General features: G+C 66.8%; 25 protein-coding genes, 2 tRNA genes and 1 other RNA gene. 18 read left to right on the plus strand and 10 right to left on the minus strand.

Annotated features, from left to right (window positions below; translation table 11 throughout):
* Positions 1-694: 694 nt before the first annotated feature.
* A tRNA-Gln gene (locus ACODRV_RS09380) sits at positions 695-768 on the minus strand.
* Positions 769-986: 218 nt separating this feature from the next.
* On the opposite strand from ACODRV_RS09380, the gene ACODRV_RS09385 reads away from it, so the two are divergent.
* Positions 987-1,063, plus strand: a tRNA-Pro gene (locus tag ACODRV_RS09385).
* Between the two features lie 69 nt (positions 1,064-1,132).
* On the opposite strand, the gene ilvC is transcribed toward ACODRV_RS09385, so the two are convergent.
* Positions 1,133-2,152, minus strand: coding sequence for a ketol-acid reductoisomerase (gene ilvC, locus ACODRV_RS09390; RefSeq protein WP_488908144.1), 1,020 nt, complete (start codon positions 2,150-2,152; stop codon positions 1,133-1,135).
* On the opposite strand from ilvC, the gene ACODRV_RS09395 reads away from it, so the two are divergent.
* The 6 genes from ACODRV_RS09395 to ACODRV_RS09420 all read left to right on the plus strand — a co-directional run bounded on the left by ACODRV_RS09395 (position 2,151) and on the right by ACODRV_RS09420 (position 6,883).
* Positions 2,151-2,693, plus strand: a complete 543-nt coding sequence (locus ACODRV_RS09395; protein ID WP_141627070.1) for a DUF924 family protein — start codon at positions 2,151-2,153, stop codon at positions 2,691-2,693. The genes ilvC and ACODRV_RS09395 overlap by 2 nt on opposite strands.
* A gap of 66 nt (positions 2,694-2,759) precedes the next feature.
* The gene (locus tag ACODRV_RS09400; protein ID WP_488908145.1) at positions 2,760-3,536 is read left to right on the plus strand and encodes a hypothetical protein; all 777 of its coding nucleotides are present in this window, start codon (positions 2,760-2,762) and stop codon (positions 3,534-3,536) included.
* A gap of 81 nt (positions 3,537-3,617) precedes the next feature.
* Complete coding sequence (locus ACODRV_RS09405; RefSeq protein ID WP_488908146.1) at positions 3,618-4,463, plus strand: thymidylate synthase; 846 nt, start codon at positions 3,618-3,620, stop codon at positions 4,461-4,463.
* Complete coding sequence (locus ACODRV_RS09410; protein WP_488908147.1) at positions 4,463-4,774, plus strand: nucleoside triphosphate pyrophosphohydrolase family protein; 312 nt, start codon at positions 4,463-4,465, stop codon at positions 4,772-4,774. Before ACODRV_RS09405 ends, ACODRV_RS09410 begins: the two co-directional genes overlap by 1 nt.
* An 87-nt stretch (positions 4,775-4,861) precedes the next feature.
* The gene (locus ACODRV_RS09415) at positions 4,862-6,268 is read left to right on the plus strand and encodes an alpha/beta hydrolase (protein ID WP_141627074.1); all 1,407 of its coding nucleotides are present in this window, start codon (positions 4,862-4,864) and stop codon (positions 6,266-6,268) included.
* 87 nt (positions 6,269-6,355) lie between these two features.
* Entirely contained in the window at positions 6,356-6,883 is a 528-nt protein-coding gene (locus ACODRV_RS09420) for a dihydrofolate reductase (RefSeq protein WP_488908148.1), read from the plus strand.
* A gap of 87 nt (positions 6,884-6,970) precedes the next feature.
* Here ACODRV_RS09420 and ACODRV_RS09425 read toward each other — a convergent pair whose 3' ends face one another.
* On the minus strand, positions 6,971-8,068 hold the full coding sequence (locus ACODRV_RS09425) for an NADH:flavin oxidoreductase (RefSeq protein WP_141627076.1): 1,098 nt from the start codon (positions 8,066-8,068) through the stop codon (positions 6,971-6,973).
* A gap of 64 nt (positions 8,069-8,132) precedes the next feature.
* Positions 8,133-9,203: an Mrp/NBP35 family ATP-binding protein gene (locus ACODRV_RS09430; protein WP_488908149.1), complete on the minus strand. Its 1,071-nt coding sequence runs from the start codon at positions 9,201-9,203 to the stop codon at positions 8,133-8,135.
* Positions 9,204-9,253: 50 nt separating this feature from the next.
* Between ACODRV_RS09430 and miaA the strand changes: the two genes are divergently transcribed.
* On the plus strand, positions 9,254-10,150 hold the full coding sequence (gene miaA, locus ACODRV_RS09435) for a tRNA (adenosine(37)-N6)-dimethylallyltransferase MiaA (RefSeq protein WP_488908150.1): 897 nt from the start codon (positions 9,254-9,256) through the stop codon (positions 10,148-10,150).
* Positions 10,151-10,168: 18 nt separating this feature from the next.
* Positions 10,169-10,507, plus strand: a complete 339-nt coding sequence (locus ACODRV_RS09440; RefSeq protein ID WP_141627079.1) for a hypothetical protein — start codon at positions 10,169-10,171, stop codon at positions 10,505-10,507.
* Here ACODRV_RS09440 and ACODRV_RS09445 read toward each other — a convergent pair.
* Positions 10,483-11,073, minus strand: coding sequence for a hypothetical protein (locus ACODRV_RS09445; RefSeq protein WP_488908151.1), 591 nt, complete (start codon positions 11,071-11,073; stop codon positions 10,483-10,485). The two genes, ACODRV_RS09440 and ACODRV_RS09445, sit on opposite strands and share 25 nt — an antisense overlap.
* A 90-nt stretch (positions 11,074-11,163) precedes the next feature.
* Between ACODRV_RS09445 and ssrA the strand changes: the two genes are divergently transcribed.
* The 3 genes from ssrA to ACODRV_RS09460 all read left to right on the plus strand — a co-directional run bounded on the left by ssrA (position 11,164) and on the right by ACODRV_RS09460 (position 13,103).
* Positions 11,164-11,525: a transfer-messenger RNA gene (ssrA, locus tag ACODRV_RS09450) on the plus strand.
* A 267-nt stretch (positions 11,526-11,792) separates the two neighbouring features.
* Complete coding sequence (locus ACODRV_RS09455) at positions 11,793-12,287, plus strand: SspB family protein (RefSeq protein WP_141627081.1); 495 nt, start codon at positions 11,793-11,795, stop codon at positions 12,285-12,287.
* 60 nt (positions 12,288-12,347) lie between these two features.
* The gene (locus ACODRV_RS09460) at positions 12,348-13,103 is read left to right on the plus strand and encodes a C13 family peptidase (RefSeq protein WP_141627082.1); all 756 of its coding nucleotides are present in this window, start codon (positions 12,348-12,350) and stop codon (positions 13,101-13,103) included.
* 183 nt (positions 13,104-13,286) lie between these two features.
* On the opposite strand, the gene ACODRV_RS09465 is transcribed toward ACODRV_RS09460, so the two are convergent.
* On the minus strand, positions 13,287-13,640 hold the full coding sequence (locus ACODRV_RS09465; protein ID WP_141627083.1) for a RusA family crossover junction endodeoxyribonuclease: 354 nt from the start codon (positions 13,638-13,640) through the stop codon (positions 13,287-13,289).
* Entirely contained in the window at positions 13,640-14,248 is a 609-nt protein-coding gene (locus ACODRV_RS09470) for a peptidylprolyl isomerase (protein WP_488908152.1), read from the minus strand. The genes ACODRV_RS09465 and ACODRV_RS09470 overlap by 1 nt, the downstream gene beginning before the upstream one ends.
* Positions 14,249-14,331: 83 nt before the next feature.
* Here ACODRV_RS09470 and fumC point away from each other — a divergent pair, with 83 nt between their 5' ends.
* The 4 genes from fumC to ACODRV_RS09490 are packed head-to-tail and all read left to right on the plus strand — an operon-like array spanning position 14,332 to position 16,868.
* Positions 14,332-15,723 (plus strand): class II fumarate hydratase, encoded by a 1,392-nt coding sequence (gene fumC / locus ACODRV_RS09475; RefSeq protein ID WP_488908153.1) that lies wholly within the window; start codon positions 14,332-14,334, stop codon positions 15,721-15,723.
* A gap of 21 nt (positions 15,724-15,744) precedes the next feature.
* Positions 15,745-16,275: a hypothetical protein gene (locus ACODRV_RS09480; RefSeq protein ID WP_488908154.1), complete on the plus strand. Its 531-nt coding sequence runs from the start codon at positions 15,745-15,747 to the stop codon at positions 16,273-16,275.
* On the plus strand, positions 16,276-16,557 hold the full coding sequence (locus ACODRV_RS09485) for a type II toxin-antitoxin system CcdA family antitoxin (protein ID WP_488908155.1): 282 nt from the start codon (positions 16,276-16,278) through the stop codon (positions 16,555-16,557).
* A complete protein-coding gene (locus ACODRV_RS09490; protein ID WP_488908156.1) occupies positions 16,554-16,868 on the plus strand; it encodes a CcdB family protein in 315 nt (104 codons plus the stop codon). Before ACODRV_RS09485 ends, ACODRV_RS09490 begins: the two co-directional genes overlap by 4 nt.
* Here ACODRV_RS09490 and ACODRV_RS09495 read toward each other — a convergent pair whose 3' ends face one another.
* Together ACODRV_RS09495 and ACODRV_RS09500 are read right to left on the minus strand one after the other, a co-directional pair.
* Entirely contained in the window at positions 16,869-17,258 is a 390-nt protein-coding gene (locus tag ACODRV_RS09495; protein ID WP_141627089.1) for a YccF domain-containing protein, read from the minus strand. It abuts the gene before it with no gap.
* Between the two features lie 73 nt (positions 17,259-17,331).
* A complete protein-coding gene (locus ACODRV_RS09500) occupies positions 17,332-17,568 on the minus strand; it encodes a DUF2171 domain-containing protein (RefSeq protein WP_141627090.1) in 237 nt (78 codons plus the stop codon).
* Positions 17,569-17,636: 68 nt separating this feature from the next.
* Here ACODRV_RS09500 and ACODRV_RS09505 point away from each other — a divergent pair, with 68 nt between their 5' ends.
* Together ACODRV_RS09505 and ACODRV_RS09510 are read left to right on the plus strand one after the other, a co-directional pair.
* Positions 17,637-17,813 (plus strand): DUF4169 family protein, encoded by a 177-nt coding sequence (locus ACODRV_RS09505; protein WP_141627091.1) that lies wholly within the window; start codon positions 17,637-17,639, stop codon positions 17,811-17,813.
* Position 17,814: 1 nt separating this feature from the next.
* Positions 17,815-17,991 carry a hypothetical protein gene (locus ACODRV_RS09510; protein ID WP_488908157.1) on the plus strand — a complete coding sequence of 59 codons (177 nt, stop codon included), beginning with the start codon at positions 17,815-17,817 and terminating at the stop codon, positions 17,989-17,991.
* Here ACODRV_RS09510 and ACODRV_RS09515 read toward each other — a convergent pair.
* Entirely contained in the window at positions 17,988-18,917 is a 930-nt protein-coding gene (locus ACODRV_RS09515) for a DMT family transporter (RefSeq protein ID WP_488908158.1), read from the minus strand. The two genes, ACODRV_RS09510 and ACODRV_RS09515, sit on opposite strands and share 4 nt — an antisense overlap.
* Between the last annotated feature and the right edge of the window lie 7 nt (positions 18,918-18,924).

An 18,924-nucleotide genomic window follows, 5' to 3' on the forward strand; every position in this document is an offset into this window, starting at 1 on the left:
TTAGCCGATTGGTGAAAAACTCTCCGGCTCCGCGCAGAAGCCAAACTTCCGGTTTCGGCCTGCAACTGAACGTCCGCTTTCGACCCATTGCGGACATCGGCCCTGCCCGGCAGACTTAACAGATGCCGGTTGAAATCATCTGCCGTTCCTGCGGACGCCACCTAACCGGCCCATGCCAATGGGGTACCGAGGCTGACTATGACCGCACCTGCGTTGACCGGATGCCAGCCGTTCCGAAGGGACTGCTGATCCGATTGAGCGCGGAGGACGCTGTTGACGCCGTTCACGCGGACGGGACAGTCGAGCGGAAGGTCTATTCAGAGGCTGGCGCGGTCGCCGCCAATCCCGAAGATATAATCAAAGACGGTTTGGATCGTGCCGGGATCGACAACGGTTGCTGCGGGTCGGATGGCCTCGACGGACCGAACCGGGCGTGTCTTTGCGGTTCGATGGTTGCGACACAGTGGAGCGATTGCTGGACACAAGCTGAAGTCCGTTTTCTCCCTCACGCAGTTCGTGCGTCGGAGAACTCGGAGGTCCGCTAACCACCCTTCAGCGACAATCGGAATGTCGGCTCGCGGCAGCGGCGGGACAACCGGCCTTAACGCAGAGGGTTTGGAAGCGTCACGGCTTCAACTGCAAAACCGTGTTGCAAAACGCCGCCGGATTTCGACTGCGTTTTCAAGGCGGCGGATGGCTGGGGAACTAGGACTCGAACCTAGAATGACGGTACCAAAAACCGGAGTGTTACCATTACACCATTCCCCAGCAGGTCCGGCGTCCCCCGCCCGGAAGCGAGGAGGCGGTCAGATACGCCGGGGCGAAGCGGGACGCAAGAGGGTTTTCGCAGCTTCTTTCATCTCCTTTTCCGGAGCGCTTTCGGGCAAGCGACGGTCGCCGATCGCCGGGTCGCGAACTATTTACCGCGAGGGCTTTTCTCCGCTTGCGGGCGCAAAAACCCGTCGCTATAAGCCCCCTCCTCAAGTCGGAGTGTGGCTCAGCCTGGTAGAGCACTGCGTTCGGGACGCAGGGGTCGGAGGTTCGAATCCTCTCACTCCGACCATTCTTCCCAAGGGTTTCCCGAAACCCCGGAAGCGAGCGAAAGAGCCTCCCTCGGGAGGCTCTTTTCGTTTCAGCCCCCCGACGCTTTCGCCGCCACCGCCGCCAGATGCGCGCCGACGCTTTCGATGGCGCGTTCGCCCAGAGCCTTGCGGTGGGCCAGCAGTTCCGGGGACCCGGCGTCGTAATCGGCCATCAGCTTGCCCACGAAAGCGCCGGACTGAACCTCGTCCAGCACCTCGTCCATCGCCGCCTTTGAAGCGTCGCCGATGATGCGCGGCCCGGTCAGATAGGCGCCGTACTCGGCCGTGTTGGAGATTCGCCCGAACGCTCCGGCGATTCCCTTCTCGAACATCAGGTCTGTGACCAGCTTCAGCTCATAGAAGCACTCGAACCACGCCACCTCCGGCGGATAGCCGGCGTTGACCAGCGTCATGAAGGCCCCGTCGACCAGTTCAGCCACCCCGCCGCACAGAACCACCTGCTCGCCGAACAGGTCGCTTTCGCACTCGTCCTTCATCGTGGTCTCGAGGATGCCCTTGCGGCCACAGCCCAGCGCCGCCGCGTAAGACAGGCCCAGCGCATGGGCGCCGCCGGTGGCGTCCTGCTGCACGCCGAACAGGCAGAAGACCCCCTCCCCGGCCTCGTACAGGTCGCGGATGCGCGGCCCGATTCCCTTGGGCGAGGCCAGAATCACATCGAGGTCGGCGCGCGGCTTCACCAGCCCGAACCGCACCGACAGGCCGTGGGCGAAGATCAGCGCCGCGCCCGGCCGGATGTTGGGCTCCAGTTCGTCGCGCCACAGATCGCGGTGCGCCTCGTCCGAGACCATGACGGCGACCACATCCGCCCCCGTCGTCGCCTCGCCCGCCGTCAGGACGGTGAAGCCGTCGGCCTGCGCCTTCGCCCGCGTGGCCGAGCCCGCCTTCAGCCCGATGACGATGTCGCGCACCCCCGAGTCGCGCAGGTTCAGCGCATGGGTCCGCCCCTGACTGCCGTAGCCGATCACGGCCACCCGCTTGCCGCGGATGATCGAAAGGTCGCAGTCGGCGTCGTGGTAGGCGGGGAGCGGATTGGGTAGGGTCTGGGTCATGAGCACAGACCTACAACCTTCCGACGTCACCGGCTTCTGGAAAGAGGCCGGGCCCGGCAAGTGGTTCGCCAAGGACGACGCTTTCGACGACGTCTTCCGCCGGCGCTTCGCCCACGGTCACATGATGGCGGCGCGGCGAGAGCTGGATCACTGGGCGGACACGCCGGAGGGCGCGCTGGCCCTGCTGATCCTGCTGGACCAGTTCCCGCGCAACACCTTCCGGGGCACGGCCCACCAGTTCGCCACCGATCCATTGGCGCGCCACTTCGCCGAACAGGCGGTCGCGCGGGGCCACCATCTGGCCTTCGAGACAGACCTGCGGAACTTCCTCCTGCTGCCGTTCGAGCATTCCGAGCGGCTGGAGGATCAGGACCGCTATCTGGCGCTGATCGGCGACGACGCGGAGCTGCTGAAATGGGGCCATATCCACCGCGACATCATCGTCCGCTTCGGCCGCTTCCCGCACCGGAACGCGTGTCTGGGCCGGGAGACGACGGCGGAGGAGCAGGCGTTTCTGGATGAGGGCGGGTTCGGGGGGTGAGGCAGCCTGACCAATTCCAAACCGCTCCGATCCGGGCGATGCTCCGGCCAGAGCCGAGGAGTTGACATGCTGCGATTTGCCGAACTTCTGACGGCGCTGCTGGCCTTCTCCGCCGAAGCCTCGGCTCAACAGGCCCCGCCGACGGATCGTCCGGGCGACGCGTACGAACTGGAGTTGCGGGTCCGGACCGAGAGCCAGTCAACGAACGGCTCCAGCAGCACATCGAACTCCGGCGGCGCGCTCGTCGAGCGGGTCGTGGCGGTTCTTCCCGAAGGACTGGAGCTGGAATTCGACCTGCCCGCCGATACAACGCCCGCGGAGCGGGCCCGCGACTGGCAATGGCCCGCCCGCATCCTTTGGTCGGAAAGCGCTCCGGCGCGCCTGCTGAACGGCCCCGAGCTGGAACAGCGCATCGAGGTCTGGCTGAAGACCGGCGAGGTCCCGCGCGAAGCCTGCGGTCGCTGGTTCTTCAGCTGGACAGCCTTCAAGATCGAATGCGACCCAAACGCCGTCCTCGAGACCCTGAAGGTCTATGATCTGCGTTCCGGCGCCCACGGCATTGAAGCCGAGGTCGACCCAGACGCAGTCCGCCGGGAAAAGGCCGAGACGGACGTGGTGGTCGGCGAAATCACCGGAACGCCCGTGACCTTGGAACAGGCCGTGGCCGCCCATGCGTCCGATCAGATTTCCGGGACGGAAACCCTGGTCCGCGAGTCCGATCCCCAAGGACGTCCGATCCGGCAGGTCCGGACGGTCCGCCTGGAGATCATCACGGCGGACGGGGTCGTGGAGCAGAGCACGAGCACCCAAACGGTGACCCGAACGCCCGTCCAGGCACCCTGACCGGACGCCGCTTCCAGTTTCTGTGGGCAAGCGAATCAGGCCGGTGCCGCGAAGCGAGAATCAGCGGCACACTACGTCCCCATGAGCGCCGCTTTTGACCTGATCGATGTACCCGCCGCCCCGGCCGACCATCCGGAGCACCAGTACCTGAATCTGCTGCGCGACATCCTGAACAACGGCGCGCGCCGGGATGACCGCACCGGCACCGGAACGCTGGGCGTGTTCGGCCGCCAGATGCGGTTCGACCTGTCGAAGGGCTTCCCGGTCCTGACGACCAAGAAGCTGCACCTGCGCTCGATCATCGTCGAACTGCTGTGGTTCCTGCGCGGCGAGACCAATATCGGCTGGCTGAAGGAAAACGGCGTCAGCATCTGGGACGAATGGGCCAACGCCGAAGGCGAGCTCGGTCCCGTGTACGGCAAGCAATGGCGTTCGTGGTCCGCCCCCGACGGCCGCGTCATCGACCAGATCGAGAAGCTGGTCCATGGCCTGAAGACCAATCCCAACGGCCGCCGCCACATCGTCTCGGCGTGGAACCCGGCGGACGTGGACGACATGGCCCTGCCGCCCTGCCACTGCCTGTTCCAGTTCTTCGTGGCCGACGGAAAGCTCAGCTGCCAGCTGTACCAGCGCAGCGCCGACGTCTTCCTGGGCGTGCCGTTCAACATCGCCAGCTATGCCCTGCTGACCATCATGATGGCGCAGGTCGTGGGGCTGGAGCCCGGCGAATTCGTGCACACCTTCGGCGACGCCCATCTGTACCTGAACCATATCGAGCAGGCGCAGCTGCAGCTGACCCGCGAGCCCCTGCCCCTGCCGACCATGACCATCACGCCCAGGGACGACCTGTTCGCCTACAGGCTGGAGGACTTCGTGCTGGACGGCTACCAGCCCTGGCCGCACATCAAGGCGCCGGTCGCGGTCTGATGGACCTCAAAGGCCTGCAGGCGTCCGTCCTGCAAATCTCCGACATCTACGCCCGCGAGCACGGCATTGACCGTGACAAGGCGGCGTCCGGCGACTGGGCGCTGCTGAAGGTGCAGGAGGAGCTGGGCGAAATGGTCGCCGAGCACCTGCGCACCACCGGTCGGGCGCGCGGCGCGGCGGATCACGCCAAGCTGGGCGACGAGGCGGCCGACGTGCTGGGCATGCTGCTCATCTACTGCCGGGCCGCGGACATCGACATCGAGCAAGCCATGAAGCGGAAGTGGCTGCACTGGCTGGAGAAGACCGGCTGAGGCCCTCCCGGCAGACTTGAGCACATCCCACGATCAACCTAAGGTGATAGACATCCATAACCGGATCGCGCCTCGGGGGAGCCGCTCATGTCCACGCCCATCACCGTCGATCAGATCGTCAACCTGATCTACGACGCGATTGAGGACGCCACCGGCACGCGCCCCCGTAATACCGACCCGGGCGCCGCCTTGGTCGCTGTGGCCCTGCCGAGCACCGGTCAGCGCAAGGCGATGATCGAGCAGGTCATCCGGGCGCTGTATGCCCCATCTGTCATCGAACCGTCCGCCACTTTCGTGGCAAGGCAGTCCCGGCGATCAGCGGCGACAGTAGAGCAGTTGGCGACCGCGCTTGCAGAAGCATGGCTTGCCGGTCGGCTGATCGGCTCCGAGAACGATGAACCAGAGCCCCGGTCTTATGTGGAGTGGGTTGAAGCCAACGACGATGACGCGAGGCCGCTCCCCAAGGCCTTGGGCGGCTCCGGGACGTTCAAGTCCCGCAAGGCCAACTCGCCTTCCATCCCCGATGTCGGCTTCAGTCTGGTCAAGATTTTCTACGCCACCGACCGGGCGAAGCTGGCGGCCAAGCCAGGCAAGGTTGTTGATTACGGCCCCAGACGGGCGGACGGCCTGCAACTCGGCGAGTGCGATGTCTCCATTCCCGCGCGCCACAAGGTCGGATCGGTCGAACGGCCGAAATGGTGGAAGTTCGAGTTCGCGGAAGACCCCGAGAAACACGTCTCCCTGCGCACCGTGACCGAGCTGGGTGATGAGGATTTCTACAGTCGGGTGTCGCAGAAAATCGCCGGGTCAGAGCGCAAAGAGGCCTTCGTCTTCGTCCACGGCTACAATGTGAAGTTCGCCAACGCCGCCCGCCAGACGGCGCAGATGGCCTTTGACCTCCGGTTCGATGGCGCGCCGATCCTGTATAGCTGGCCCTCGCAGGGGACCATCCCGGGGTATGTCGTGGACGCCAACACCGTCATCTGGACCGAAACCCATCTGGTCGATTTCCTGACCGACGTGGCGACCCGGACCGGCGCGACCCGCGTCCATGTGATCGCCCACAGCATGGGCAATCGCGCGGTCTGCAACGCCCTGGAAGCCCTCAGCCAGCGCGCAACCCCGAATCTGCACCATGTGGTGCTGACAGCGCCGGACGTCGACGCCGACGTCTTCCGCAACGTGGTCAAGGCGTTCAAGACGCTGCCCAAGACCGTCACCCTATACGCCTCGTCCAAGGACAAGGCGATTGAAGCCTCCAAGGTCGTCAACGGCGCCCCACGCGCGGGCGAGCCGATCGTCATCATCCCCGGCATCGACAGCATCGACGCCTCGGCGGTCGAGACCGACTTCCTCGCGCACGGCTATTTCAGCGGAACGCGCTCGGTTCTCTCGGACATCTATAACCTGTTGCAGGATCAGCCGGCGAAAAGTCGGTTCGATCTGACGCCGGACCAGCATGACGATGGCGACTATTACCGATTCAAACCCTGACGCCGGGACGGAACGCTTGAAGGCGCCGGGCGGAATCACGCAAACAGCGGGAGAAAGAGCGCGGGATCGACCGCGCATGAGCGCTCAATGCCCATCCCCTCCCTCGTTCTCGTCGTCGCGCGCGGCTCCAACGGCGTGATCGGTCGCGACGGCGATCTGCCCTGGCGGCTGCGGTCGGACCTGCAACGGTTCAAGGCCATCACCATCGGCAAGCCCTGCATCATGGGCCGCAAGACCTGGGAGAGCCTGCCGCTGCGTCCCCTGCCCGGCCGCCTGAACGTCGTCATCACCCGCGACGAGGGCTATGGCGAGGACGGTCAGGCCAAGGGGGCTCTGGTCTGCACCAGTCTGGATGAAGCCATCGAGATCGCCCGCGAACAGGCCGACGAGGACGGGGTGGACGAGGTCTGCGTCATCGGCGGCGCGGCCCTGTTCGAGGCGGTGCTGCCGCGCGCGAAGCGGCTCTACATCACCGAGGTGGACGCCGCGCCCGACGGCGATGTGCATTTCCCCGACTTCGACGCCGAGCGCTGGATCGAGGTGGCGTCAGAAGCCCACCCCGCCGGAGAAAAGGACGACCACGCATTCGTGTTCAAGGTCTTCGAGCGACGGTAGGTCCGGAAGGGGGAGTCGTGAACCGTCAGCAGTGAGCAGGCGCGGACAGCCACGCCGCCACGCCTGACCACTCAACTGTCGCTCCCCCTACGACAGCGTCTGCATCGCCTCGCGGGTGAAGTCCTGCAGTTCGTCGTGGCGGCCGTCGCGGATCTTCTGCACCCAGTAGGGGTCCGCCAGCAGGGCGCGGCCGACGGCGACCAGATCGAACTCCTCGCGTTCCAGACGCGCGATCAGCCCGTCCAGCGAGGCGGGCTTCGAGCCCGCGCCGCCGAAGGCCGCGATGAACTCCCCATCCAGCCCGACGGAGCCGACGGTGATGGTCGGCAGACCCGTCACCTTCTTGGCCCAGCCGGCGAAATTCAGGTCCGAGCCCTCGAACTCCGGCTCCCAGAAGCGGCGCTGCGAACAGTGGAAGACGTCCACCCCCGCCTCGGCCAGCGGCGACAGCCACTGCTCCAGCTCGGCCGGATCATGGGCGTTCTTGGCGTCATAGGCGCCGCCCTTCCACTGCGACAGGCGCAGGATCAGCGGCATCTCCTCACCGACGCCCTCACGCACGGCCTTCACCACCTCGGCGCCGAAGCGGCTGCGCTCGCCGATGGTCGCGCCGCCCCATTTGTCGGTGCGGACGTTCAGCACGTTCCAGAAGAACTGGTCGATCAGATACGAGTGGGCGCCGTGAATCTCGACGGCGTCGAAGCCGATCTCCTTCGCGGCGCGGGCCGAGCGGCCGAAGGCGGCGATGGTGTCGGCGATGTCCTCCTCGGTCATGGCCTCATATTTTGGCTTGCCCAGACCGGCCAGCCCCGAGGGGCTGTCGACCTTGCCCAGCGGCTGCCAGTCCTCGCCCTGCCCGCGCGCCGCGCCGACGTGCCAGATTTGCGGCGCGATCAGGCCCCCGGCGGCGTGGACCTCGTCCACCACCTTCCGCCATTCCGGCAGGGCCTCGCCGTGGAAGACCGGCACAGCGGCGTCATTGCGGGCCGCCGGGCGTTCCACCACCGTGCCCTCGGTGACGATCAGGCCCACATCCCCCTCAGCACGGCGGCGGTAATAGCCGGGCACGCCTTCGGACGGAATGCCGTTCGGCGAGAAGGACCGCGTCATCGGCGCCATGACGATACGGTTCGGCAGGGTCAGCCCCTTGATGGTGAAGGGACGGAACAGGGCGTCGACGGACATGAACGGCTCTCGGTGGGGAAGACTGGAACCGGGAAGGTGGCTGTTCGCGTTGCGTTTGAAAACCCTATAGGTCGAGTTTTTTCGCAACCGCCTCCGCGAAGCCCGCGAAACGGGCGGAGATGTCGCCGGCGGGATCGGCGATAACCACCGGCGTGCCCGCATCCCCGCCCTCCCGCACCGCCGCATCCAGCGGGATGTCGCCCAGATAGCTGACGTCCAGCCGCGCGGCTTCCGCCTCCGCCCCGCCCTTGCCGAAGATCGGGCCGGTCATGTTCTCGATCAGGCCGAGCGTAGGCACGCCGACCTTGGCGAACAGGGCGTGGCCGCGCCGGGCGTCGGCCAGCGCCACCTCCTGCGGGGTCGAGACGATCACCGCCCCGTCCAGCGGCGTCTTCTGGATCAGGGTCAGTTGCACGTCACCGGTGCCGGGCGGCAGGTCAACCACCAGCACGTCCAGCGGGGCGTCCTCCGTGCCCCAGCGGGTCTGGGTCAGCATCTGGGTCAGGGCCTGCGAGGCCATCGGCCCGCGCCAGATCATGGCGTCCTCGGCCCTGGTCAGCAGTCCCACCGACATGGCCTTCAGCCCCTGCACGACGTGGGGCTGGATCATGCCGTCCACATAGTCCGGCTTGCCCGAGACGCCGAGCATGGTCGGCAGCGACGGGCCGTAGACGTCGGCGTCCAGCACCCCGACCGACAGCCCGCGCGCGGCCAGCGCCGCCGCGAGGTTCACCGCCACAGTGGACTTGCCCACCCCGCCCTTGCCCGAGGCGACGGCCAGCACCTTGCGCACGTGGGCCGGACGGTCCGTGGCGACGGGCGCCTTGGGCCGGGTCTGGTCCACGGCCTGCGGCGACAGGCTGGCGGTGCGGCGCGGCTTGCTCGCCGGCGCGGTCTCTGCGGTCAGGATGACGGAGACCCGCGCCATTCCGGGAAGGGATTTCAGCGCGGCCTCGGCGGCGTCACGGACGGGGGCGTACAGCGCCGTTTCGCCCGCCGGAACCTCGATCACAAAGCCCGCGCGATCCTCAGTGACCGTCAGCCCCTGCGCCAGTCCGGCGGCCACCAGTCCCTGCCCGGTCCTCGGGTCGGTGATGGCGTCGAGGGCGGCGATCACGGTGGCTTTATCGGGCAAGGTCAGTGGTCCAGCGGGTTGCGGCTGCGGGGCCTGCGTTCTATCGCCGGATGCCCCGCCCCGCGAGCCTCGAATTGTCCCAGCATCTCATCACCCTGATCGCCGGCCCCACCGCCTCGGGCAAGTCGCGGTTGGCGATGGACATGGCGGCGTCCACCGGGGCGGTGATCCTGAACGCCGACAGCCAGCAGCTTTACGCCGACCTGCGCGTCCTCAGCGCCCGTCCGTCCGAGGCTGATGAAGCGCAGGCCGACCACCGCCTGTACGGTGTCGCCGACGCCGCCGAGGCCTGGTCCGTGGGCCGCTGGAGCCGGGCCGTCATGCCCCTGCTGGCCGAGCTGGCCGACGCCGGTCGCCCGGCCCTGCTGGTCGGCGGCACGGGCCTGTATTTCACAGCGCTTACAAAGGGGTTGGCCGATATTCCGGATGTGCCGGATACGGTTCGCGATGCGGTCACGGCCGCCTTTGACGCCGAGGGTGAAGCCGCCTTCCGCCGCCGCCTCGCCGCCCTCGATCCGGCGGCGGCGCGACGCATCGAACAGGGCGACCGCCAGCGCCTGACCCGCGCCATGGCGGTGGCTGAGCACACCGGCCGGGCCCTCAGCGACTGGACCGCCGACACCACGCCCCTGCTGGCGCCCGGCTCATGGACCGGTCTGGTGGTCGAGCCGGACCGCGCGCGGCTCTACGCCAACTGCGACCTGCGGGTCGGCCTGATGGTCGAACAGGGCGCGCTGGACGAGGTCCGCGCCCTGGTCGCCCGCGACCTGTCCCCCGACCTGCCCGCCATGAAGGCCGTCGGCGTGCGCGAATTCGCCGCCCATCTGGCGGGTGAAGCCACGCTGGATCAGGCCATCGACACCACCCGCCAGGCCACCCGTAACTACGCCAAGCGCCAGCTGACCTGGTTCAGGAACCAGACGCCGGGGTGGACGCGGACCCGCTGAACTATAAGGATGGACCTCATGATCTCCCTCCTCCTTGCCGCCGCCCTGCTTCTCGCTGGTCAGGACGCGCCGGCCGCCAGGACCCCGCCCCACCCGGACGCAATCGCGGCCAAGGTGACGGGCGAACCCGATCCCTGCGCGCGCCGGGCGACGATCATCGATCAGTACGTCGCGGATCAGGCCCGTTCGCTGGAAACCACGGACCCTGAGCAACTGTCCGCCCTGCGCCGCCTGGCGGTCGACATGTACCAGAACTCCCACGACATGGCCCGCCCGCGCGGCGCGCCCGAGGTCGACTTCCGGGCGCTGTGTGACGCCCGACCGCAAGCGGATCAGGCGCGCCCTCCGGCCCGCTGAGCTCTCTGATCCGGCCTACTGCAGTTGGCGGGTCGTTCCGGCGGCGACTCCACGCCGACAAACTCCGGATAGACCTCGCGCAGCAGGGCCTGCTGCGGCGCGTCCTCGACCCGGATCAGATACCATTCGCCGCCGTCCTCGATGGCGAGGGTCTGCGTGTCCGCCCGGAACCGCCCGGCGCCCTGAATGGTCATCTCGGTCCAGGTCGGGATCAGCAGATAGGTCCGCCCGGCGGTAGGCGTCATCAGCGTCTCCGCAGCGGCCAGATCCATGCCGTAGCCGTCAATGTGAACCCCATCCAGCATCCCGGCCATGGCCTGTCGCATGGCGGGCTTGATCTGGTCGCGCGACATGCCGAAACGGGCCGCTATCGCATCCTGCAGGAGGATCGGGATCACATCGACCGCCCCGACCAGATCGCCCTGCCCGATCAGACCGGTCAACTGGTCGATGCGAACCTGAATCGCCGCCCGGTCTTCGGCCTTGACGGTCTGGGCGCCCACCGGAACGGCGGACAGGCTGATGGACAGCGCCGCGACGAGCAGCATCAAGGTCGAACGGATCATCGGTTTCCCCCGGCGGCGCCTGATCGCCGCCCTGCGGGTCTAACCTAGCATCAGGCTTGGCGACCGACAGGCCCGCGCTGGCTGTTTCATCCCCTTCAATTCCTGACGGCTTTCCCCTATATTGGTCCTGTTCGGCTTCGGCCGGACTATGGCGATAAACGTGCCTGTAATAAGCGGACCGGACCCGGGTGCGATTCCCGGCGGCTCCACCATTCTCTCCCGGTTATCAGCGGGTTAGTGCGGGGCCGACTAGCATCGACGGACGTGTAAAGAGGATTGCTTTCGCTCGTCCTGACCCACCGTATCGGGTCATTTTCTAACTGCGAACGATAACTTCGCTGGGGAATACGCTGTCGCCGCGTAATGCGGTTCCGGTAATTCCGAACTAACTCCTGGGGGTTCAGATCCTCAGGCGGGGCCCGGAGGGCGCCTGGCAACAGAAGCCCTCCACTTCCTCACCGTTTGAGAAGCGCCCTCCTCACTTCAGAGAGATGGCGGGCGCCTGGCAACAGAAGCCCTCCACTTTCCACGCTCTCAAGGCGCCCTCTTTCTTGCAGGAAAGGATGGGCGGGAGCCTGGCAACAGAATCCCTGCGCTTCCCCCTGGATCAGAATAATAGCCGCGCTGGGGATAGAATCCCGCCGCTAACCCTCTTTGCCGTCTTCCGCACGCGCCCGTCGGGGGTTATCACCGCCGCAGGACAGCGAGACCCCGACCTGATGGCTGAAGAAACGCCCCCCGTGGACGACATGCACTACGAGCAGCTGGCGCAAGACGCCCTGCGCGGGGTGATCAAGGCTGCGCTGGACCGGGCCGCGGGGCCGGACGGCATTCCGGGCGCGCACCATTTCTACATCACCTTCAAGACGCGGGCGCCTGGCGTCAGCGTTCCGCCGGACGTGCTGGCCAAATATCCGGATGAGATGACCGTCGTCCTCCAGCATCAGTACTGGGACCTGAAGGTCGAGCCGACGAAGTTCTCGGTCATGCTGAAATTCGGCGGCATGCCCAAGGTGCTGGCCATGCCCTTCACCGCCGTGACCCGCTTCTACGATCCGTCAGTGCAGTTCCTGCTGCAGTTCGAGGCCCCGGCCACGGTCGACGAAATCGCCGCCGAGGTCGCGGCGGCCGAGGCCGAGGAAACCCCGGTCCCCCCGCTGGGCGGCGATGACGCGCCAAAGGTCATCTCGCTGGACCAGTTCCGCAAGAAGTAACCCCTTCCCCTCTCCGCGCGATGGGCTAACGTCCCCTGACTGGAACAGCGGGGGTTGCGCATGCTTCGGGGTTTGATCGTCGTGCTGACGGGCGTTCTGGCCTTCGCCATGCCCGCCGTCGCCCAGACCCGCGCGCCCTCGCCCCCGCCAAGCCGGTTCGACGGCTGGACCGCCGCCATTATCCAGGCCGACTGGCGCGACGGACGCGGCCGGCCGATCCAGGCCTTCGACAACGCCCGCCGCGATCTGGTCCGGGCCTTCCAGCGCACGGGCTTCAGCCGCGCCGACATGGTCGATTTCAGCCTCGAGAAGACCGCGCCTGACGCCGTGCTGCGCGGCGTGCGCGAGGCCGCGGCCCGCACCACCCGCGGCTGCCTGATCTATTTCACCTCGCACGGCGCGCCGGACGGCATGGTCTTCGGCGATGCCCCCCGCATGTCGCCGGACATCATGGCCAACATGGTTCGCAACAGCTGCGGCGAGCGGCCGACGGTGGTGATCGTCTCGGCCTGCTATTCCGGCATTTTTCTCAACGCCCTGCAGGGGCCGAACCGGATGATCCTGACCGCCGCCCGCCGGGATCGCCCGTCATTCGGCTGTGGCGCGGACGAGCGCTATCCGTGGTTCGACGGCTGCATTCTGGAGGCCCTGCCCAACGCGCCCGACTTCCTCGCCCTCGCCGCCGACACCCGCGCCTGCGTCAGCCGCAAGGAGGCCGAGAACGGCGTGGAGCAGCCTTCGGAGCCCCAGCTGTTCGTCGGCTCCAACATGCAACTGCGCCTGCCGACCCTGCGGTTCACCGACAGAACGCTTTAGCGCCCCTCTCCCGTCGGGAGAGGGCTTCTTTGAGCCTACGTCCAAAAACGACGCATCGACCTGCCGGGGTTCGTCACCTCGGGTCTTTGACATCGCCGCACACGCGTAGAAACCCAAACCCATCACCCCGCCTGACGGGAAAAGTGCACCTTTGTGCACTCAAAAAATATTTGAGTGCACTGCTCAGCGGCGCGGGAACACCCGGATCGTGATCCGCTCGCGCTCGCCCTCGCGGCGCTCGACCAGCAGACGTGCGACCTGGCTGTCGTCGTGGAACAGATAGCCCTTGATGGCGTCCAGCAGGGCCTTGGCCAGATTGTCCAGGTCCATCCACGGCGGATCGCCGACGTGCTCCATCACGATCTCGACGACATAGTCGCCCCAGGCCGGACGCGAGGACCACTCCTTGCGCATGAACTCATAGACCAGCGGCTTGTAGTATTTGGCCTGGGTGGTCAGTCCCTCGATGGCGATCTCCACCGCCTCTCCGCTCTCGCGGGCGCGAACCTTTCCCGTGCCGATCCAGCCTGCGGTCATCAGAGCCCGCACTGCGTCGGGGTCGGTCCCATCACGTGGGCGGCGCGGATCAGCACCGGCTCATTGATCTGTTCGTCTGTCGCCGGCAGGGCCTGGATACGCCGGGCCACATCAAGGCCTTCGATCAGATGCCCGAACACGCCGAAACCCTGCCCGTCCGGGTTCCGACCGCCGCCGAAGTCCAGCGAGGGCGTGTCCTGCGTGACCACGAAGAAGCTGGTGGTCGCCGTGTCCGGCCCGTCCCGCGCCATCGACACCGCGCCCGCCGTGTGACGCAGGCCGGTGTCCCGCGTCCGCTCCAGCGGGATCGGCGGCTGGCTGGCGTCGTCCGAGCCGTGGACGGTGGCCGCCTGAATGACGTCGATGGGGTTGGGGTTGGCGTTGGTCGCCGCAACCACGGTGCGGAAGAAGCTTCCGTCCGTATAGGCGCCCCGCAGCGCGGCCTTGATGAAGTTGCAGCCGGTGACCGGCGCATGTTCCAGATCGACGGCGATCGCCATGGTCCCCGCCGTGGTATCCAGACGCACGACATGCGGCGACAGCGGCGCCTGCCGCGCCCCCGCGAGGCCCAGCGCCAGTGCGGCCATTCCATAAACGGCGGCGTTCATGCGGCTCTCCTGTCCTTGTTCCCGCGCCCTCCCGTGCTACACCCCCGCGCATCTTCCCGCCACGCCTGAGAGAGCCCTCCGCGATGAGCAACGTCCGCACCGAAACCGACACCTTCGGCCCCATCGAAGTCGCCGCCGACCGCTACTGGGGCGCCCAGGCGCAGCGCTCGCTGGGCAACTTCAAAATCGGCTGGGAAAAGCAGCCGCTGCCGATCGTCCGGGCTCTGGGCATCGTCAAGCGCGCCGCCGCCGAGACCAATCGCGATCTGGGCAAGCTGTCGCCGGAACTGGCCGACGCCATCATCGCCGCCGCCAATGAGGTGATCGAGGGCAAGCTGAACGACCACTTCCCGCTGGTGGTCTGGCAGACCGGCTCGGGCACCCAGTCGAACATGAACGCCAACGAGGTCATCTCGAACCGCGCCATCGAGATGCTGGGCGGCGAGATGGGGACCAAGAAGCCGGTCCACCCGAACGATCACGTCAACATGAGCCAATCGTCGAACGACACCTATCCGACGGCCATGCACGTCGCCTGCGCCGAGCAGGTGGTCAACGACCTGATCCCCGCCCTGAAGCACCTGCACGCCGCCCTGAAGGCCAAGGCGGACGCCTGGCAGGGCATCATCAAGATCGGCCGCACCCACACCCAGGACGCCACCCCCCTGACCCTCGGTCAGGAGTTCGGCGGCTACGCCCAGCAGGTCGAGAACGGCATCAAACGTATCGAGCAGACCCTGCCGGCCCTGATGGAGCTGGCGCAGGGCGGCACCGCCGTCGGCACCGGCCTGAACGCCCCCATCGGCTTCGCCGAGAAGGTGGCGGAGAACATCGCCGCCATCACCGGCCTGCCCTTCACCACCGCCCCGAACAAGTTCGAGGCCCTGGCCGCCCACGACGCGATGGTGTTCTCGCACGGCGCGATCAACACGGTCGCCGCCTCGCTGTTCAAGATCGCCAACGACATCCGCTTCCTCGGCTCCGGCCCGCGTTCGGGTCTGGGCGAGCTGTCGCTGCCCGAGAACGAGCCGGGCTCGTCGATCATGCCGGGCAAGGTCAACCCGACCCAGTGCGAGGCCCTGACGCAGGTCTGCGTGCAGGTGTTCGGCAACAACGCCGCCCTGACCTTCGCCGGCTCGCAGGGCCACTTCGAGCTGAACGTCTTCAACCCGGTCATGGCCTACAACTTCCTGCAGTCGGTCCGGCTGGTCGCCGACGCCGCCATCAGCTTCACCGACAACTGCGTCGTCGGCATCGAGCCGCGTGAGGACAACATCAAGCGCGGCCTCGAGAACTCGCTGATGCTGGTCACGGCCCTGAACGGCAAGCTGGGCTACGACGCCTGCGCGAAGATCGCCAAGACCGCGCACAAGAACGGCACCACCCTGCGCGAGGAAGCCGTCGGCGGCGGCTACCTGACGAACGAGGAGTTCGACCAGTACGTTCGTCCCGAACTGATGATCTCGCCCTCGTAAGTCGAACGATCAGGACGCCCGATGAAGCTGATTTTGCTGGCGTTCGCGGTCTTCATCGTCTGGATGACCGTCCGGGCGATGAACCGCGAGAAGGCGAGCCGCGACCGGATCAAATCCGTCACCGCCGCCGTCGCCACGGCGCACGGGGTCACCGACCTCTTCGTCTCGCCGGATGACGGCAGCTTCGTCGGCCTCTCGCCCGACGGCGGACAGGTGATCGTCGGCAAGGGTGAGGCGGTGCGGGTCCTCCCGACCGCCTCGCTCCTCGCCGTCGAAGGCGTCCGGGACGAGACGGTTCTGATCCGCGCCGAGCCGGACGGCGATCCTGTCAGTCCCGCCCCCGTCGCCGAGCAGGGTGTCAGCGACAATCCCGAGCGCATTCGCCGGCTGGGCCTGCGCCTGACGACCGGGGATGAGGTGGTCAGCGTCGCGTTCTACGAAGGCGGCCGCCACGGCGTCAGCCCGGATAACGCCCAGTTCCGCAAGGCCGCGGCCCGCACCGAGGCATGGTTCCGCAAACTGTCGACGGCGATGCGGCTGGCGCGCAGCTGATTGGCCAGAACGCCGATTTCAGCTAGTCTGGCCGCCATGGGCAAGGTCGAGTTGAAGATAGAGATCGATCAGTCGCTCCTCGACGAGGCGCGTTCCGTTGATATCGACATCCAGACACTGGCGCTGGACAGTATCCGTCGCGCCGTCGCGATGAGGCAAGCTGCCGAGACCGATGTCGGGGACGCCAAAGCGTGGGCTGAGGAGAACGCCGCAGCATTGGAGATGCATCGCGAACGCATCGCCCGGTTCGGCATCTTTGGCGAAGACCTCCGCAGCTGGTGATCCGCCAGTTCGACATCATCGAGAACCCGTCACCGCGCTCGCGTCAGATCGCACCGTACTTGATGCTGGTCCAGTCTCACCTCTATGACGAAGGCCCGACCGCGGTGGTCGCCCCTTTGCTAGACATGCCGGAACCCGCACGGGTAACGCGCGTCAGCCTGTCCGTTCAGTTCGACGGAAAGCCTTATCTGCTGATGCTTTCGGAACTCGGATCCGTCGAAAGACGCACTCTGGGCCGTTCGCTCGGCTCCCTGCGCGACCGGGAAGATGACATCCGCCGCGCGCTCGACCGGCTGTTCACCGGCTTCTGATCAGCGCTTGTCGCGGATCGTCCGGCCAACAGGCGCCAGAGCCAGCTTGGCCAGTTCCAGATCCTTCAGGGCGAAGGGAATGCCGATGATGGAGATGAACTCGGCCACCGCGATGAGCAAGTGCGACAGGGCGATGTACCAACCCGCCACAAGGAACCAGATCACGTTCAGGACCACGGCGAGCCCGCCCGCGACCGGGTGCGGATTATCCTGCCAGACAACCTCGCGCCCGAACGGCCAGAAGCTGTAGCTGGCGATCCTCCAGGCCGCGAAGGTCCAGGGCAGGCCGACGACGGTCAGGGCCAGCAGGGCGCCGCCCACCAGCCACAACAGACCGGCCAGCCAGCCGCCGAAGAAGAACCAGAGCAGGTTGAGGATCAGACGGATCATGACCTCAACATAGGCGAACGGCCCGCCGGGACCAGCGGGCCGTCCATGAATTCGGGGTAACCCGAACGCGGTCTCAGTGCGGCTTCTCGGTCCAGCGGGCCTTGGCCTCGTCCTTGGTCACGTTCAGATGGACGTGCTCATCCACGTGATCCACCCAGCTGACCGGGATCATGTGGTGCTTGAAGCCGCCGGCGAGATCGAGCTTGGCCAGTTCGATCTGGTCGCCGACGACGTGATCGACCCGACCGACGTGCTCGCCGTCCGAGCCGACGACTTCGAGGTGTTCGCGGATTTGGCTGGCGTCTACCATGGGACTCTCCTCAGACTATGAGGCTGGACAACCATCCTGATCACGGCCGGTTGCATCATGGAGGCGTCATGGGCGAGATCGTGAATTTGAACCGGTTCCGGAAGGACCGGGCCAGGGCCGAGGCGAAGGCGACCGCCGCGACCAACCGCGCCACACATGGCCGCACCAAGGGCGAAAAGACGAAGGCGGACAAGGAACGCACCCGCGCCGAACAGCTTCTGGATGGATCGAAGCTGGAGGACTGAGATGGGCGGCTATGCTCCCCGGACGCGCGCCGGACTGATCGCCCTGATCGCCATGCGTCGGGCGACCGCCGAAAAGATCCACCGCAAGAAGCTGTCGGAAGCGAAGACGCCCGAGCAGGTCGAGACGCTCGTCGAGGCGGATCGGAAGCAGAAGAAGGCGGGCTGGTTCCGGCGCTAGTGTTTGGGCGCGCGGATCAGCAGCGCCTGTCCCGACAGCACCAGCAGCAGACCGATCAGCGCCGGCCAGCCGAAGCGGGCGCTCTCGAAGATCACCGACACCAGCATGGCGATGGGCGGCGTCAGGGCTGAGATGTAACTGGCCATGGCGTAGCCGATCGAGCGCGCGATGGTGAAGTACAAACCGAACGCGATCACCGAGCCGAACAGCGACAGGTAGAGCAGCGAGCCGATGTAGGCGGGCGTGGGGGCGACCGTGAACTCCACGCCTGTCGCGAGGCCGTAGATCACCAGAAGCCCCGTGCCGTAAGCCATGGCCCAGGCGGTCGACGGGATGGCCTGCGAGCCCTTCTGCTGGCCCCGCCACGCGAAAAAATTGCCGAAGGCCGAGGCCGTGGTGGCGATCAGGGCCAGGCCCACGCCGACGGCGGCGCGCTGATCGAAGCCCGCGCCCAGAACCTCGCCGCCGGACAGAACCGCCACTCCGGCGATCCCCAGCAGCGCCCCGCCCCATGACGCAGCCGCCGCCTTCTGGCGCGCGATCAGGCGGAACAGGACCAGGTTGATGAAGGTCAGCGAGGCGAAGGTCACAGCGACGATGGCCGAAGCGACATGCTCCTCGGCCGCGTAGGTGAAGCTGTAGCTGAGCGAAAAGGCGAACGCCCCCTGCCCCAGCGCCGCCAGATGCTGCGCCTTGGTCAGTTTCAGGTTCTGCCGGAAGACCACGCAACCGAGGAACAGTACCGCCGACGCCAGACCAAATCGCCAGACGATGGAGGCGATGTTGGGGACCTCGCCCAGTTGCAGGGTGATGGCGAACCAGGTCGTGCCCCAGATCATCGCGCAGATGATCACGCCGCCGATCCCGAGCAGGGTCGTGCGGCTCAGGCGGGGACGCGAAACAGGCGCTTCGGCGGGATCGGACATCGCCCCG

The sequence above is a fragment of the Brevundimonas sp. FG8 genome (assembly GCF_057808845.1).

Coding starts and splice junctions, on each gene's coding strand:
- ACODRV_RS09470 (WP_488908152.1), bottom strand. CDS start 14,248: ATGAACGCCGCCGTTTATGGAATGGCCGCACTGGCGCTGGGCCTCGCG.
- ACODRV_RS09420 (WP_488908148.1), top strand. CDS start 6,356: ATGCCCATCCCCTCCCTCGTTCTCGTCGTCGCGCGCGGCTCCAACGGC.
- ACODRV_RS09400 (WP_488908145.1), top strand. CDS start 2,760: ATGCTGCGATTTGCCGAACTTCTGACGGCGCTGCTGGCCTTCTCCGCC.
- miaA (WP_488908150.1), top strand. CDS start 9,254: ATGCCCCGCCCCGCGAGCCTCGAATTGTCCCAGCATCTCATCACCCTG.
- ACODRV_RS09455 (WP_141627081.1), top strand. CDS start 11,793: ATGGCTGAAGAAACGCCCCCCGTGGACGACATGCACTACGAGCAGCTG.
- ACODRV_RS09480 (WP_488908154.1), top strand. CDS start 15,745: ATGAAGCTGATTTTGCTGGCGTTCGCGGTCTTCATCGTCTGGATGACC.
- ACODRV_RS09510 (WP_488908157.1), top strand. CDS start 17,815: ATGGGCGGCTATGCTCCCCGGACGCGCGCCGGACTGATCGCCCTGATC.
- ACODRV_RS09415 (WP_141627074.1), top strand. CDS start 4,862: ATGTCCACGCCCATCACCGTCGATCAGATCGTCAACCTGATCTACGAC.
- ACODRV_RS09465 (WP_141627083.1), bottom strand. CDS start 13,640: ATGACCGCAGGCTGGATCGGCACGGGAAAGGTTCGCGCCCGCGAGAGC.
- ACODRV_RS09460 (WP_141627082.1), top strand. CDS start 12,348: ATGCTTCGGGGTTTGATCGTCGTGCTGACGGGCGTTCTGGCCTTCGCC.
- ACODRV_RS09495 (WP_141627089.1), bottom strand. CDS start 17,258: ATGATCCGTCTGATCCTCAACCTGCTCTGGTTCTTCTTCGGCGGCTGG.
- ACODRV_RS09425 (WP_141627076.1), bottom strand. CDS start 8,068: ATGTCCGTCGACGCCCTGTTCCGTCCCTTCACCATCAAGGGGCTGACC.
- ACODRV_RS09405 (WP_488908146.1), top strand. CDS start 3,618: ATGAGCGCCGCTTTTGACCTGATCGATGTACCCGCCGCCCCGGCCGAC.
- ACODRV_RS09440 (WP_141627079.1), top strand. CDS start 10,169: ATGATCTCCCTCCTCCTTGCCGCCGCCCTGCTTCTCGCTGGTCAGGAC.
- ACODRV_RS09505 (WP_141627091.1), top strand. CDS start 17,637: ATGGGCGAGATCGTGAATTTGAACCGGTTCCGGAAGGACCGGGCCAGG.
- ACODRV_RS09500 (WP_141627090.1), bottom strand. CDS start 17,568: ATGGTAGACGCCAGCCAAATCCGCGAACACCTCGAAGTCGTCGGCTCG.
- fumC (WP_488908153.1), top strand. CDS start 14,332: ATGAGCAACGTCCGCACCGAAACCGACACCTTCGGCCCCATCGAAGTC.
- ACODRV_RS09410 (WP_488908147.1), top strand. CDS start 4,463: ATGGACCTCAAAGGCCTGCAGGCGTCCGTCCTGCAAATCTCCGACATC.
- ACODRV_RS09515 (WP_488908158.1), bottom strand. CDS start 18,917: ATGTCCGATCCCGCCGAAGCGCCTGTTTCGCGTCCCCGCCTGAGCCGC.
- ilvC (WP_488908144.1), bottom strand. CDS start 2,152: ATGACCCAGACCCTACCCAATCCGCTCCCCGCCTACCACGACGCCGAC.
- ACODRV_RS09445 (WP_488908151.1), bottom strand. CDS start 11,073: ATGATCCGTTCGACCTTGATGCTGCTCGTCGCGGCGCTGTCCATCAGC.
- ACODRV_RS09395 (WP_141627070.1), top strand. CDS start 2,151: ATGAGCACAGACCTACAACCTTCCGACGTCACCGGCTTCTGGAAAGAG.